This window comes from Mesorhizobium sp. B2-1-3A (genome assembly GCF_006442655.1).
Taxonomy (GTDB): domain Bacteria; phylum Pseudomonadota; class Alphaproteobacteria; order Rhizobiales; family Rhizobiaceae; genus Mesorhizobium.
In genome coordinates this window covers 605,813-618,122 of record NZ_VFWK01000002.1, presented here as the reverse complement: position 1 = coordinate 618,122, position 12,310 = coordinate 605,813, and the positions used below count along the sequence as shown (strand labels likewise).

The 12,310-nt window shown below is 62.9% G+C and carries 14 protein-coding genes; 6 read left to right on the top strand and 8 right to left on the bottom strand.

The features are described from left to right. Positions 1-40: 40 nt before the first annotated feature. Together FJ977_RS09565 and argB are read left to right on the top strand one after the other, a co-directional pair. The gene (locus tag FJ977_RS09565) at positions 41-1,540 is read left to right on the top strand and encodes an amidase (protein ID WP_140770755.1); all 1,500 of its coding nucleotides are present in this window, start codon (positions 41-43) and stop codon (positions 1,538-1,540) included. Positions 1,541-1,700: 160 nt separating this feature from the next. Beyond that, a complete protein-coding gene (gene argB, locus FJ977_RS09560) occupies positions 1,701-2,594 on the top strand; it encodes an acetylglutamate kinase (protein ID WP_056573602.1) in 894 nt (297 codons plus the stop codon). 7 nt (positions 2,595-2,601) lie between these two features. Here the strand turns inward: argB and bchE are convergent, their stop codons facing one another. Together bchE and FJ977_RS09550 are read right to left on the bottom strand one after the other, a co-directional pair. Next, entirely contained in the window at positions 2,602-4,164 is a 1,563-nt protein-coding gene (bchE, locus tag FJ977_RS09555; RefSeq protein WP_140770753.1) for a magnesium-protoporphyrin IX monomethyl ester anaerobic oxidative cyclase, read from the bottom strand. Between the two features lie 111 nt (positions 4,165-4,275). Beyond that, positions 4,276-4,752: an Lrp/AsnC family transcriptional regulator gene (locus FJ977_RS09550; protein WP_023810775.1), complete on the bottom strand. Its 477-nt coding sequence runs from the start codon at positions 4,750-4,752 to the stop codon at positions 4,276-4,278. Positions 4,753-4,889: 137 nt separating this feature from the next. Here FJ977_RS09550 and phhA point away from each other — a divergent pair, with 137 nt between their 5' ends. Further along, on the top strand, positions 4,890-5,726 hold the full coding sequence (phhA, locus tag FJ977_RS09545; RefSeq protein ID WP_140770751.1) for a phenylalanine 4-monooxygenase: 837 nt from the start codon (positions 4,890-4,892) through the stop codon (positions 5,724-5,726). Positions 5,727-5,806: 80 nt separating this feature from the next. Here the strand turns inward: phhA and FJ977_RS09540 are convergent, their stop codons facing one another. After that, positions 5,807-6,211 carry a VOC family protein gene (locus FJ977_RS09540; RefSeq protein WP_140770749.1) on the bottom strand — a complete coding sequence of 135 codons (405 nt, stop codon included), beginning with the start codon at positions 6,209-6,211 and terminating at the stop codon, positions 5,807-5,809. 103 nt (positions 6,212-6,314) lie between these two features. Between FJ977_RS09540 and FJ977_RS09535 the strand changes: the two genes are divergently transcribed. Next, on the top strand, positions 6,315-6,947 hold the full coding sequence (locus FJ977_RS09535) for a TetR/AcrR family transcriptional regulator (protein ID WP_140770747.1): 633 nt from the start codon (positions 6,315-6,317) through the stop codon (positions 6,945-6,947). 49 nt (positions 6,948-6,996) lie between these two features. Here FJ977_RS09535 and FJ977_RS09530 read toward each other — a convergent pair whose 3' ends face one another. Continuing rightward, entirely contained in the window at positions 6,997-7,494 is a 498-nt protein-coding gene (locus FJ977_RS09530; RefSeq protein ID WP_140770745.1) for a MarR family transcriptional regulator, read from the bottom strand. A 94-nt stretch (positions 7,495-7,588) separates the two neighbouring features. On the opposite strand from FJ977_RS09530, the gene FJ977_RS35750 reads away from it, so the two are divergent. Further along, on the top strand, positions 7,589-7,756 hold the full coding sequence (locus tag FJ977_RS35750; protein WP_181179724.1) for a hypothetical protein: 168 nt from the start codon (positions 7,589-7,591) through the stop codon (positions 7,754-7,756). An 87-nt stretch (positions 7,757-7,843) separates the two neighbouring features. Here FJ977_RS35750 and FJ977_RS09525 read toward each other — a convergent pair whose 3' ends face one another. The 3 genes from FJ977_RS09525 to FJ977_RS09515 all read right to left on the bottom strand — a co-directional run bounded on the left by FJ977_RS09525 (position 7,844) and on the right by FJ977_RS09515 (position 10,405). Then, on the bottom strand, positions 7,844-9,283 hold the full coding sequence (locus FJ977_RS09525; RefSeq protein WP_140770743.1) for a GMC family oxidoreductase: 1,440 nt from the start codon (positions 9,281-9,283) through the stop codon (positions 7,844-7,846). Then, entirely contained in the window at positions 9,280-9,462 is a 183-nt protein-coding gene (locus FJ977_RS09520) for a hypothetical protein (protein WP_140770741.1), read from the bottom strand. Before FJ977_RS09520 ends, FJ977_RS09525 begins: the two co-directional genes overlap by 4 nt. Positions 9,463-9,643: 181 nt before the next feature. Further along, a complete protein-coding gene (locus FJ977_RS09515; protein ID WP_140770739.1) occupies positions 9,644-10,405 on the bottom strand; it encodes a GGDEF domain-containing protein in 762 nt (253 codons plus the stop codon). A 161-nt stretch (positions 10,406-10,566) separates the two neighbouring features. On the opposite strand from FJ977_RS09515, the gene FJ977_RS09510 reads away from it, so the two are divergent. Beyond that, the gene (locus FJ977_RS09510) at positions 10,567-11,271 is read left to right on the top strand and encodes a pyrimidine 5'-nucleotidase (RefSeq protein ID WP_140770737.1); all 705 of its coding nucleotides are present in this window, start codon (positions 10,567-10,569) and stop codon (positions 11,269-11,271) included. A gap of 81 nt (positions 11,272-11,352) precedes the next feature. Here the strand turns inward: FJ977_RS09510 and FJ977_RS09505 are convergent, their stop codons facing one another. Continuing rightward, positions 11,353-12,198 (bottom strand): LOG family protein, encoded by an 846-nt coding sequence (locus FJ977_RS09505; RefSeq protein ID WP_115141502.1) that lies wholly within the window; start codon positions 12,196-12,198, stop codon positions 11,353-11,355. Positions 12,199-12,310 lie beyond the last annotated feature (112 nt).

Sequence of the window (12,310 nt, the reverse complement as noted above, 5' to 3'; positions counted from 1 at the left end):
AATCGCCGCTGGCTAGCTTGGCCAAAAGTGGGAAACGCTGATGTCGGTCGAACGGACCCTTTGGGAAGAAGACGCAACCGGCCTCGCCGATCTGGTGCGCAGGGGCGAACTGTCGGCGATCGAGCTGACCGAAGCGGCGATCGCGCGCGCCGAGGCCACGCGGCCTGAAATCAATGCCACGGCCGAGCCGCTCTACGAGGCCGCGCGAGCGCGGGCCAGGACCATCGACCGCTCCCTGCCGCTGGCCGGCGTGCCCTTCGCCATCAAGGACCTCGGCATCGCCATCAAGGGCGTGCCGTCGCATGGCGGCAGCCGCATTCCCGCCTGGGTGCCCGGCGTCAATTCGGTGATGACCGACCGTTACCTTGCGGCCGGGCTGATCCCGATCGTCACCTCGACCTCGCCGGAACACGGGTTGCGGCTGATGACCGAATCAAAGGCCTTCGGCATCACCCGCAATCCATGGAATACCGGCCACACCAGCGGCGGCTCGTCGGGCGGTGCGGCAGCCCTCGTCGCCGCCGGCGTAGTGCCGGTGGCGCATGCCTCCGATGGCGGCGGCTCGATCCGGGTGCCTTCCGCATGCACGGGCCTGGTCGGCCTCAAGACCTCGCGCGGCCGCATCCCGCTGACGCCGCTGGTGAGCGAAAGCTGGTACGGCATGGTGGTCGACCACGCCGTCACCCGCTCGGTGCGCGACAGCGCACTGCTGCTCGACCTCACCCATGGCCCGGACTCCTTGTCGCCCTATGCCGCGCTGCCGCCGAAGGGCACGTTCGCTGCCGCCGCCGCGCGCGATCCGGGCCAGTTGAGGCTGGCCGTCTATCGCAAGTCGCCGCTTGGCCTGCCGATCTCGGCCGAAACAATGAAAGCGCTCGACATGGCGGTGGCGCTTGCGCGAGAGGGCGGCCATACGGTGGAGGACATCGACCTGCCCTTCATAGACCGTGACTTCTTCGCCGACTTCTGCAGGACGGTTGCTTCGGCCGTCGCCGGCATGCTGCGGGCGGAAGCGCTGCGCGTCGGCCGTTCCGTCACCGGCGACATCGAGCGCGCCACGCGGGTGCTGGGCCGGTTGGGCGAAATGGTCTCGGCCGGCGAGACCTATGCCGGCCTGCAGCGGCTCCATGCCGCCTCGCGGCGGATGATCGAGGAAACCGCGCATTATGATGCGGTGCTGATGCCGATCATCGCCCACCCGCCGCTCGCCTGCGGCGCCATGGATCCGAAAGGCGCCGACGAGCTGATCGAGAACCTGCTCGACAAGCTTCACCTGACGCCCCTGCTGAAGCTCAAGCCGCTGTTCGGCCAGCTGATGGACAAGAGCCTTCTGTTCACGCACTGGCCGGCGATCCACAATGTCAGCGGCCAGCCGTCGATCGCGCTGCCCGTCCATGTCACGGAAGCCGGCCTGCCGCTGGGCATCCAGGCCGCCGGCCGTCCGGGCGAAGAGGAGACGCTTTTGTCCTTCGCCGCGCAGATGGAGAAGATTTCGGGTTGGCTGGGCCGTAGGGCGCCGCTGATGGTTCCGTCGCGATGACGACGTCGTGAGACGTTCGAATATGACAGCAATGCCATTTGCCCCCTGCGCCAATTCCCGCTAAGACGCCGCCGTCTTTACCTGATGCAGGTCGCCCCAAAATTGCCCAGCGGTTTTGGGGCAGCGGCATGCACAAACCAAAAGCCAGGGAACCGCCCCGATGACGGACATCGCCGCCACCGCCGAAATGCAGGCAGCCCTGCTGTCGCGAGCCCTGCCCTACATGCAGCGCTACGAACACAAGACCGTCGTGGTGAAATATGGCGGCCACGCCATGGGCGACATCGAACTCGGCAAGGCTTTCGCCCGCGACATCGCGCTGCTGAAGCAATCCGGTGTCAACCCGATCGTCGTTCACGGCGGCGGCCCGCAGATCGGCGCCATGCTGACCAAGATGGGCATCGAATCCAAATTCGAGGGTGGGCTGCGCGTCACCGACCAGAAGACGGTCGAGATCGTAGAGATGGTGCTGGCCGGCTCGATCAACAAGGAGATCGTCGCGCTGATCAATGCCGAGGGCGAGTGGGCGATCGGCCTGTGCGGCAAGGACGGCAACATGGTGTTCGCCGAAAAGGCGCGCAAGACCATGATCGACCCGGATTCCAACATCGAGCGGGTGCTCGATCTCGGCTTTGTCGGCGAGCCGGTGGAGGTCGACCGCACGCTGCTCGACCTTCTGGCGCGCTCCGAGATGATCCCGGTGCTGGCGCCGGTGGCGCCCGGCCGCGACGGCCACACCTACAACATCAATGCCGACACCTTCGCCGGCGCCATCGCCGGCGCCTGCAAGGCTTCGCGCCTTTTGTTCCTGACCGACGTGCCGGGTGTGCTCGACAAGAACAAGAAGCTGATCGATGAGCTGACCGTCGCCGAGGCCAGGGCGCTGATCAAGGACGGTACGGTCTCGGGCGGCATGATTCCCAAGGTCGAGACCTGCATCGAGGCGATCGAGCGCGGCGTCGAAGGCGTCGTCATCCTCAACGGCAAGACGCCGCATTCGGTGCTGCTCGAACTCTTCACCGAACACGGCGCCGGCACGCTGATCGTGCCCTAGGAAAATATCAGCCGGCTAATCTTTTCTCCGGCGGCTCGCGATTTGCGGCAGAAAGCGCCGGTTTGGGCGCCGCGCGCCGAACGGTCATCGATTCTTCCTCGGCGTCCTGCGGCGCGCCCCAGAATTCGGCGAGCGTCGGGCCGTCTTTCACCCTGATATCGCCGGCCAGAAATCCCCAGACCTCGCGGAACCAGACGCGGCGGCCCATCTTGGTGTACCAGCGCATCGAATGCCGCTGCTCGGGATCGGGATGGAACAGGATGCGCGCCAGCGCTTTCGGCCTGGACTGCACGGCAAGTTCGATGAGCTTGACACTGAAGAACAGCATCCACGGCTTCAGCCGCGTCATGTGCAGCACCTGGTGCTTGTAGTCCCACAGCCGGGCATCTTTTTGGATAACCTTGCGGTTGCGCGCGATGCGGAAGAACGGCGTCCAGCGATGCGGCGTCACATAGAGCGCCTGGATCTGGTCAGGGTCATAGGCGATGAGCTGGCGAAAGCCGCGCCACAGGTCGCGAAACCCCTCATCCTCGAACCCGGCCACCCAGGTCGCCATCGACAGGATGCCGTGCTGGCGCAGCAGCCTTATCGCCTCGCGATCAGATGAAGTGCTGCCGCCCTTGCGGATCAATTGAAGCGTCTGCTCGTCGGTGTTTTCCATGCCGAGCAGCCAGCGGATGACACCGGCCTTGCGATAGAGATGCAGCATGTCGGCGTCGCGCACGATGTCGTCGGCGCGCGTCGAGCCGACGATCAGCACCGGCACGTTCTCGGCGATCAGCGCATCCAGGAACGCGCGCCAGGCCTTCTTGGAAACTGTCGGGTTCTCGTCGGCGAGATTGATCAGCTCGACGCCGTGTTCGCGGTGCAGCCAGGCGATCTCCTGGGCAAATTTCTTGGGATCGCGATGCCGCCAGCGGGTCCAGAAGCCGCGCTGGCCGCAATAATTGCATAGATGCGGGCAGCCGCGCGAAAACTGCATCACCACCGCACGCTTGCCGCCCCAATAGCTGTAGCGGCTATGGTCGATCAGCTCCCAGCCGACACGGTAGGCGTCGAGCTCGGCAATGGTCATGGCCGCCTGCGTGGCGAAGGGCCGGCGCAGATCGTCGCGAAACGCGACACCCGCCACGCTCGCCGGTGGCTGGTGCATCTCCAGCGCCTCGACCAGCGCCACCACGGTCGCCTCGCCTTCGCCGCGCACGATGAAGTCGAAGACATCCGTCGCCACCAATATGTCGTGCCAGTGATAGGTCGGGAAGACGCCGCCATAGATGATTGTCGTCGCCGGCTCGCGCTGCTTGATCATCCCGGCGATCAGCAAGGCGGTCGGGTGGGCCGAGGTCGAGCCGGAATGGCCGATCAGGACGAAGTCCGGGAAGTCATGCAGAGCCTCTCCCACCACCGTCTCGAGCGGCATCGGCCCGAATTCGGCATCGACGAGCCGCACGTCATGACCGGCATCGATCAGCGGGCCGCCTATCGCCAGCAGGCCGAGCGGCGGCAGATGGTCGTCGGGCACGCGGCTGCCGATGGCGGTGTGCGGCGGATTGATCAGGACGATTTTCACGGCGGACCTCATGGAGAGATGGTCCGCGTATGCTGACCCGGGATATAGACCCCGGATTGGCCTGTTTCAGCAGTTTGCGTGCAGCTTTTCCCCAGGGAACGAGGAAGGCCGTCACCGCCTCAGATGCGCGAGCGGCACGTGGCCTGGCCCCTTGATGTTCTGCAGCACCAGTTGGGTATGGACGTCGCGCACGCCGTCGAGCCGCATCAGCCGGTGCATGACGAAGGCGTTTAGCTCGTCGACCGACGGCACCATGACATGCAGCAGGAAATCGTGGTCGCCGGTCATCGTCCAGCACGAGGACACCTCGTCCATGCGCTGCACGGCGGCAATGAAGCTTTCCGGCGATCCGTCGCTGTGGCTGACAAGGCGCACCTGGATGAACACCTCGACCATAAGACCGACTGCGCGGCGGCTGATCACGGCGGCGAAGCCCTTGATGATGCCGGCGTCCTGCAGCGCCTCGAAGCGTCGCGCGCATGGCGTCGTCGACAGGCCGATCTCTTGCGCCAGCTCGGAGACCGGCTTGCGGCCATCGCGTTGCAGGACATCAAGCATCTTGATCTCGAAATCGTCAAATTGAGGCACTTTCACTCCTTTGGTGCGGATTGTGAGTGAATATTATCTCTAATGTTGCCGCCGAACCATCATCAAAACCGATTTGCCTCGGCAAATCCGGCTAGCCTCTTGGCACGTCAGCAATCGATGATTTGCGAGGAGGAACCATGACGACGATGACCGTTGCCGAATATGCCCGCGACTGCGCGGCGCAGGGGTTGCGCGGCGACTATTCGGTCTGCCGTGCCGATTTCACCGTGGCGCAGGGTTATGATTACAGCGCCGAGGAACAAGCGGTGTGGCGCACTTTGTGCGACCGCCAGACCAAGCTGACGCGCAAGCTCGCCCATCACTCCTATCTCGACGGCGTGGAAAAGCTCGGCCTGCTCGACCGCATCCCCGATTTCGAGGACGTCAGCGCCAAACTGCGCAAGCTGACCGGCTGGGAGATCGTCGCGGTGCCGGGTCTCATTCCGGCCGCCCCCTTCTTCGACCATCTCGCCAATCGCCGCTTCCCGGTCACCAACTGGCTGCGCACCCGGCAGGAAATCGACTACATTGTCGAGCCCGACATGTTCCACGATTTCTTCGGCCACGTGCCGGTGCTGTCGCAGCCGGTATTCGCCGATTTCATGCAGATGTACGGCAAGAAGGCCGGCGACATCATCGCGCTCGGCGGTGACGAGATGATCACGCGGCTCTACTGGTACACGGCCGAATATGGCCTCATGCAGGAAGCCGGCCAGCCGCTGAAAGCCTTTGGCGCCGGCCTGATGTCGTCCTTCACCGAACTGCAGTTCGCCGTCGAGGGCAAGGACGCCCATCACGTGCCCTTCGACCTCGAAACGGTGATGCGCACCGGCTACGAGATCGACAAGTTCCAGCGCGCCTATTTCGTGCTGCCGTCCTTCGACGCCTTGCGCGATGCCTTCCAGGCCGCCGATTTCGAGGCGGTCGTGGCGCGCCGCAAGGGCCAGAAGGCGCTCGATCCAGCGACGGTCTGATGCATCTCGCCCAAAGACCTGAAGCACGTCGCATGGATCTGTTTCAATGCGACGCGCTTCGGACGCTTTGACCCGACAGGCTATTGCATGGCGGCGGGGTTCATCCACAGCAGCTCCCAGACGTAGCCGTCGGGATCTTCGATGTGGCGGTTGTACATGAAACCGAGGTCCTGCGCTGGATTGGGATCGGCGCGACCGCCTGCAGCCACGCCCTTCTCGATCGTGGCATTGACCTCGTCCTTGCTGCCGGCGGTGAGGGCGATCAGCATCTGGCTGTCGCGCCTGGCGTCGCCAATCTGGCGCGTTGTGAACTGGCCGTAATGCTGGTGCGTCAGCAACATGACCCCAATGGAATCCGAGAACATGATCGAACTGGCCTCGTCGTTCGAGAACTGCGGATTGAGTGCGCCTCCGATCGCGAGATAGAAGCTGGTCGCTGCCTGCAGATCGCGCACCGGTAGATTAACGAAGATCATTTTGTTCATCGGCATAAGCCCTGCTTTCGTTGACGGGTACTAGTCAGTCTAGTACTGTGCCTGTGACTATCATGCGGGAACGGTACCGTCTAGTACTGGTTAAGGGGATTCCATGGAAATCGACGGTGAGACCAGATCGGCACGCAAGGATCGTGAAATCATCCAGGCGGCCACGGCGGCGTTCATCAGCAAGGGTTATGACGGGACCAGCATGGAGGAAATCGCCACCAGGGCGGGGGCTTCCAAGCAGACCGTCTACAAGCATTTCACTGACAAGGAGACGCTGTTCGGCGAAGTCGTCCTGTCAACCGCCACCCAGGTCAACGACATCATCGAGTCCGTGACGACGCTGCTTTCCGAGGCGAAATTCATGGAAGGTGGCCTGCAGCAGCTTGCCCGACGCTTGATAACGATGCTCATGGATGAAGAGTTGTTGAAGCTGCGGCGCCTGATCATCGCCAACGCGGATCGAATGCCGCAGCTTGGCCGCAGTTGGTACGAAAAAGGTTTTGAGCGCATGCTTGCCTCGACGGCGTCCTGCTTTCAAAAGCTCACCAGTCGGGGACTGATACAGACGAGTGATCCCTATCTGGCGGCCAGCCATCTTTTTGGAATGCTTCTTTGGATCCCCATGAATGAAGCCATGTTCACGGGAAGCAACCGGCGCTCCAGGGCCGAACTGGAACAGCACGCGGATGCCTCGGTGGAGGCGTTTCTTGTCACCTATGGGGTCAAGCCGAAATAGTCTCGGTCCGTGCCGACATTTGCGGTGACGCCGGAAACACATCGCACCCTTATCGCCTGGGAGTGTCCGACCCTTCGGCCTTCAGCCGCGCAAGCTGTGCACGCTGCAGGTCGAGCGCGGCGTTGACGAAGCGCGATATGGTCGCCAGCTCGGCGTCGCTGAAGGTGGCGATCACCTTCTCGCCCTCCTGCGCGATGACGCCGTAATAGCGCGCCGACAGCTCCCGCGTCGTTTCCGTGGCTTCGATCACCACCTTGCGCCTGTCTTCAAGGCTACGCGTGCGCGTTAGCAGGCCGCGCGCTTCCAGCCGGTCGATCAGCGCCGTCACCGCGGCCGGCGTCAGCCCGGTCGCGGTCGCGATCGCGCCTGCCGATTGCGGGCCGCCATAGAGCAGTCCGATGCAATGGCGCTCGGCCATGTTCAGCCCAAGCCTCGTCCCGACCGCTTCGTCATAAGCCTGCGTGGCGTCCTGCCACTGCATCACGGCGAGGCCGATCGCGTTCGTCATTTCGTCGCGATGCCCGCTTGACGAATTTATTTCGATCATCTAACTATCAATCCGTCTAACATTTAGACTATCGCAACAATATGCGGCCGAGGCGCCGACAAGGCAAGTGCCGGTCGCCGACAAGGAGTGAAAAATGAGCCTGATTCAACAGCGTTCGCCCCTCTCGCACGAGGATGAATTCAAATACGCCAAGCTGGCGATGGAATGGTATGGCTGGGGCTCTCCCATCGGCCTCGGCATCCTGCTCGTCGCACTGGCTGCCGCGGCCGTGCTGGTGCGCCTCGCCATCTACGGCCTTTGAGGGCCATGCCGGGCTTCCGCCGGCGCCGTTATCGGCGCCGGCAACATATCGGCTTGCAGTGGAGCGAATGGGCTCGCGGCGCAACCGTCAGACCGTGACCACCTTGCTCAGATGGTCCCCCAGCCGGCAGGCCAGCGCGGTGATCGTCGTCGTCGGGTTGGCTTGACCCGAGGTGCAGAACACCGAGGAGCCGCCAACATAGAGATTGTCCATGCCGTGCACCTTGCAGTTGGCGTCCACCACGCTCCTGGTGACGTCGGTGCCCATGCGCGTGCCGCCCATGTGATGGTGCCCCGCGGTCTCCTCGTTGTTCGGGTAATCCTCGGCGTTGGCAATCCAATCCATCAGGCGAACACGTCCGAGATCCTTCTCGATGAGCGTCGTGCCGAACAGTTTCAGGCCTTCGACAAGCGTGCGGCGTTCCAGCTCCGATTTCTTCCAGTGCAACTCGATGCGTGGCACGCCGGCATGGTCGACATCGGTCTTCGACAGTTCGATCTGGTTGGAGGCCAGCGGCGCTTGTTCCCAGGCGACGTAGAGCTGAGCCGCGCAGCGCAGGTTCTGGCTGAGCTGATAGGCGACCCATTCGGCCATGTCGGGTGCCGTGCAGGCGAGGTCGGCAATCACATGCTTGACGCCGGCATAGGGCGTCTCGATCAGCCTGATGCCGAAATTCATGATCCGCAGGCGTTCCATCGCGGCGAGCGTCGGCGAGAAGAAGGCTTCGTTGACGGCATCGACCTCGAACTCGCTGTAGTTGGCCAGGATGGCATTGCCGCCCTCGAAGGTCGGATGTTCCATCCAGTAGCGGCCGAGCGCCGTGGCGTTTGGGACCACGCCGCCGTTGGAGCGCTGGTTCGACCACAGCAGCAGCCGCGAATTCTCCAGCCCGCCGGTGCAGACGATGAAATAGTCGGCGCTGAAGGTACCGGCATCCTGGCCGTTGGACCATAGTTTGGCGCCGGTCACCCGTTTGCCGTCGCCGGCAAGTTCGGTGGCATAGGTGTTGAGCACGACGGCGATGTTGCGGCTCTTGTCGAGTTCGTCGGCGAATTTCTCGCCGAAGCGCACCGCCGGGCTCTTGATCAGCTGCACCCAGCGTATGTCGTCCGAGATCGGCACGTCAGGCCGGAAATCGGGAAGCTCGAGGATATCGTGCACTTCGGGCAAGTAGGGCTCGATGTCGGCGCGGCGGATTGGCCAGCCGGTGTCGGGTGCCCAGGCCTTCGGCTCGAAATCCTGCTTGTCGAGCACGCGGCACCAGCCGGCCCAGTGGTTGGAGCTGCCGCCCATATACCGCAGCCGGGTGATGTCGAGATCGAAATAGAAGTCGCCGACCGTGGTGCCGCGGTAGAAATCCTGCGACTCGTCGCTGAACTCGCGCGAGCCGGCCTCCAGCACGACGACCTGGATGCCGGCGGCACCCAGCTTGCGGGCGATGGTGGTGCCGGCCGGGCCGGAACCGAGAATGCAGACCTTGGGCTTGAAGTTGGCGGCGCGGTACGCCTCGTAGCTGTCGAAGATCATGCCAGGTCGCTCCGCTTGAGGATCCAGCCATTGACCTCGACGATCTCGTTCGGATCGGCCTGGGACTGACTGGCATCGGTCGCGCCGGCCTCGGGCAGCTTGCGGAACAAGGATAGGGCAGGCAGTGCGATCATCGCCCGCACGAGTGTGCGGCGTGACATTTTTTTGAAGAAACTCATGACAGGTCTCTCGGATAGGGGCTTCGATGCGCGCATGACATTCCCCGAACGGCACACGCATCGTCACAGAGGCCAGTATCGTGCCAAGCCACGCTTCAAGGCAGTGAAAAGGCGGGCAAGCGGCACAACCGAATGCAAACAGAGTTAGAAATTCCTTAACAGACCGGGTGTGCCGGCCGATTCAGGCGGCCGCGGAAATGTCCGTATCGAGGATCGACAGATTGCGGCCGGCATGCTTGGCCTGATAGAGGCGCTGGTCGGCGGCACGCATCAGCTCCGAGACGTTTGCCTCTTCTCCGCAGACGGTGCCGCCGATGCTGACGGTCAGCGGAATGGTCCGTTCGTCGACGGGCCGGAAGCGGATCAGTTCGACCTCGCGGCGAATGCGCTCGGCAACGCGCTTGGCTTCTTTTTCCGTGGCTCCGACCAGGAACGCGCCGAACTCCTCGCCGCCAATGCGCCCGAGCACGTCGCCGCTGCGCACGCCGCGCTCGATGGCGCTGGCGATCAACAGCAACGCGTCGTCGCCGGTCAGATGGCCGAAACTGTCATTGATCTTCTTGAAATGATCGGCGTCGATGATCAGCAGCGCACCGCGGTCGGACTTGCGCCGGGAGCCGTCCAAAGCGGCGAAGAAACTTTCCCGGTTGAGCATGCCGGTCATGTCGTCGCGGCTCGCCTTTTCCGACAAGCGGCGGTGCGCCGCGGCGAGCTGGGCGTGCGCCCGGGCCAGTTCGCGGTGCGCGTTTTTCAGCCTGTCGCTCTGCCAGAAGGTGCTGATACAGGCCACCCACGCAAGCACCAGCGGGCAGAGCGTCGAAGTCAGCCAGATCGTCCGGTTGATCGGAAATCCCATGGCCGGAACGATGATCAGCGTGAGAAGAAGAGAGGCGGCGACGGAGGCAAAAGCGATAGCGGCGGATTTCAGAATGATGCTGTTCATCGCGGGCTCCCACAGGACTGTCTCTGTGCCAGCAAGCCCTGAAGGCCACCTTTCGCGGTTGCTTAAAATTTGAATCGTGAGGCCATTTTCGCCACTGAAAGCGCGTGGAAGTTGTGGATAAAGTCCCTTTCAGAATCCCCGTTTCATGCCATAAGGAGCGCATGACCACGCTGCCTGATCCCGCCCGCTTCGCCCATGTCACCGACTGGGTGTTCGACCTCGACAACACGCTCTATCCGCATCATTCGAATCTGTTCTCGCAGATCGACGTCAAGATGACGGCCTATGTCGGGGAGCTGCTGGCCTTGCCGCGCGACGAGGCGCGCAAGCTGCAGAAGGAGCTTTATCTCGAATACGGCACGACGCTGAACGGCCTGATGACGCGCCACGGCATCGATCCCGACGATTTCCTCGAGAAGGTGCATGACATCGACTATTCATGGCTGGTGCCCGATCCGGTTCTCGGCACCGCCATCCGCCAGCTTCCCGGCCGCAAGTTCATCTTCACCAATGGCGACCGCAAGCACGCCGAGCGCACCGCGCGCCAGCTTGGCATCCTCGATCATTTCGACGACATCTTCGATATCGTCGCCGCCGGCCTCAATCCCAAGCCCGCGCGCCAGACCTATGAGAAGTTCGCCGAGCTGCACGCGGTCACCGGCCACAACGCGGTGATGTTCGAGGATCTCGCCCGCAACCTGGAGGTGCCGAAGGCGCTGGGCATGACCACCGTGCTGGTGGTGCCGCGCAATTTCGAGCCGACTTTTTCCGAGATCTGGGAACGCGACCCCGCGCAGGATGACGACGTCGATTTCGTCACCGACGATCTGGCGGCGTTTCTGATGGGGATCGTTGCAGGGCAGTAGGGCAGTAGGGCAGTAGGGAGAATAAGGCGCTCTCAGCCCCTGATTTCCAGGTTTCACCTACTGCCTTACTGCCCTACTCCCTTATTCCCCTAACTTGTAGAACCGGCTGATAATCCCCCAGGCCTCGTCGGCGGTGTCGACGAAATCGATGATGTCCTGGTCGCCAGGGCTGATCGTGCCTTGCTCGGCGAGGAAGTCGAGGTCGATAGCCCTTTTCCAGAAGGATTTGCCGAACAGGATCACCGGCACGCGCTCCATGCGTCCGGTCTGGATCAAGGTCAGCGTTTCGAAGAATTCGTCCATCGTGCCGAAGCCGCCGGGAAACACCGCCACCGCCTTGGCGCGCATGACGAAATGCATCTTGCGGATGGCGAAATAGTGGAAGTTGAAACAGAGCTCCGGCGTCACATAGGCGTTCGGCGCCTGCTCGTGCGGCAGCACGATGTTGAGTCCGATCGACGGCGCCCCAACGTCATCGGCACCGCGGTTTCCCGCTTCCATGACGCCGGGACCGCCGCCGGTCACCACGACATATTCGCGGTAATATGAGGCGGCCGACTGCTGCGAGCACAGCCGCGCGAATTTGCGCGCCTCCTCGTAATATTTGCTGTTTTCCTCGAGGTTCTTCTTCTGCGTCTCGTTCTTGGCTGCCCAGGCTTCGCCGCCTGGTTCCGGCAGACGCGCGCCGCCGAACAGGATCACCGTCGAACGGATGCCGCGCTCGGCAAGGATCATTTCCGGTTTCAAAAGTTCGAGCTGCAGCCTGACCGCCCGCAATTCACGCCGCGTCATGAAGTCGGGGTCGTTCCAGGCAAGCCGGTAGGTCTCGGCCCGCGTCTGCGGCGTGTCTGGCACGCTTTTCGACCGCTCCAGATCCTCGTCCGAATGCGGCAGCGGCGTCCATCCCGCCTTTTCCATGGGAGTCATCGAATCCACCCGTCCAATTCCTTTACTTGCGTCGTCCCGTGACGCAGCCACGATTGACCCCCATTGAGCCTTAACATAAGCAGGTTCCGCAAAAGTGTCCGGCGGTTTTGCG

Excerpts from the sequence above, each read along its gene's own strand:
- FJ977_RS35750 (WP_181179724.1), top strand. The coding sequence starts at position 7,589 with ATGAGCCTGATTCAACAGCGTTCGCCCCTCTCGCACGAGGATGAATTC.
- FJ977_RS09505 (WP_115141502.1), bottom strand. The coding sequence starts at position 12,198 with ATGACTCCCATGGAAAAGGCGGGATGGACGCCGCTGCCGCATTCGGAC.
- FJ977_RS09565 (WP_140770755.1), top strand. The coding sequence starts at position 41 with ATGTCGGTCGAACGGACCCTTTGGGAAGAAGACGCAACCGGCCTCGCC.
- FJ977_RS09515 (WP_140770739.1), bottom strand. The coding sequence starts at position 10,405 with ATGAACAGCATCATTCTGAAATCCGCCGCTATCGCTTTTGCCTCCGTC.
- argB (WP_056573602.1), top strand. The coding sequence starts at position 1,701 with ATGACGGACATCGCCGCCACCGCCGAAATGCAGGCAGCCCTGCTGTCG.
- FJ977_RS09520 (WP_140770741.1), bottom strand. The coding sequence starts at position 9,462 with ATGAGTTTCTTCAAAAAAATGTCACGCCGCACACTCGTGCGGGCGATG.
- FJ977_RS09530 (WP_140770745.1), bottom strand. The coding sequence starts at position 7,494 with ATGATCGAAATAAATTCGTCAAGCGGGCATCGCGACGAAATGACGAAC.
- FJ977_RS09540 (WP_140770749.1), bottom strand. The coding sequence starts at position 6,211 with ATGAACAAAATGATCTTCGTTAATCTACCGGTGCGCGATCTGCAGGCA.
- FJ977_RS09510 (WP_140770737.1), top strand. The coding sequence starts at position 10,567 with ATGACCACGCTGCCTGATCCCGCCCGCTTCGCCCATGTCACCGACTGG.
- FJ977_RS09535 (WP_140770747.1), top strand. The coding sequence starts at position 6,315 with ATGGAAATCGACGGTGAGACCAGATCGGCACGCAAGGATCGTGAAATC.
- phhA (WP_140770751.1), top strand. The coding sequence starts at position 4,890 with ATGACGACGATGACCGTTGCCGAATATGCCCGCGACTGCGCGGCGCAG.
- FJ977_RS09525 (WP_140770743.1), bottom strand. The coding sequence starts at position 9,283 with ATGATCTTCGACAGCTACGAGGCGTACCGCGCCGCCAACTTCAAGCCC.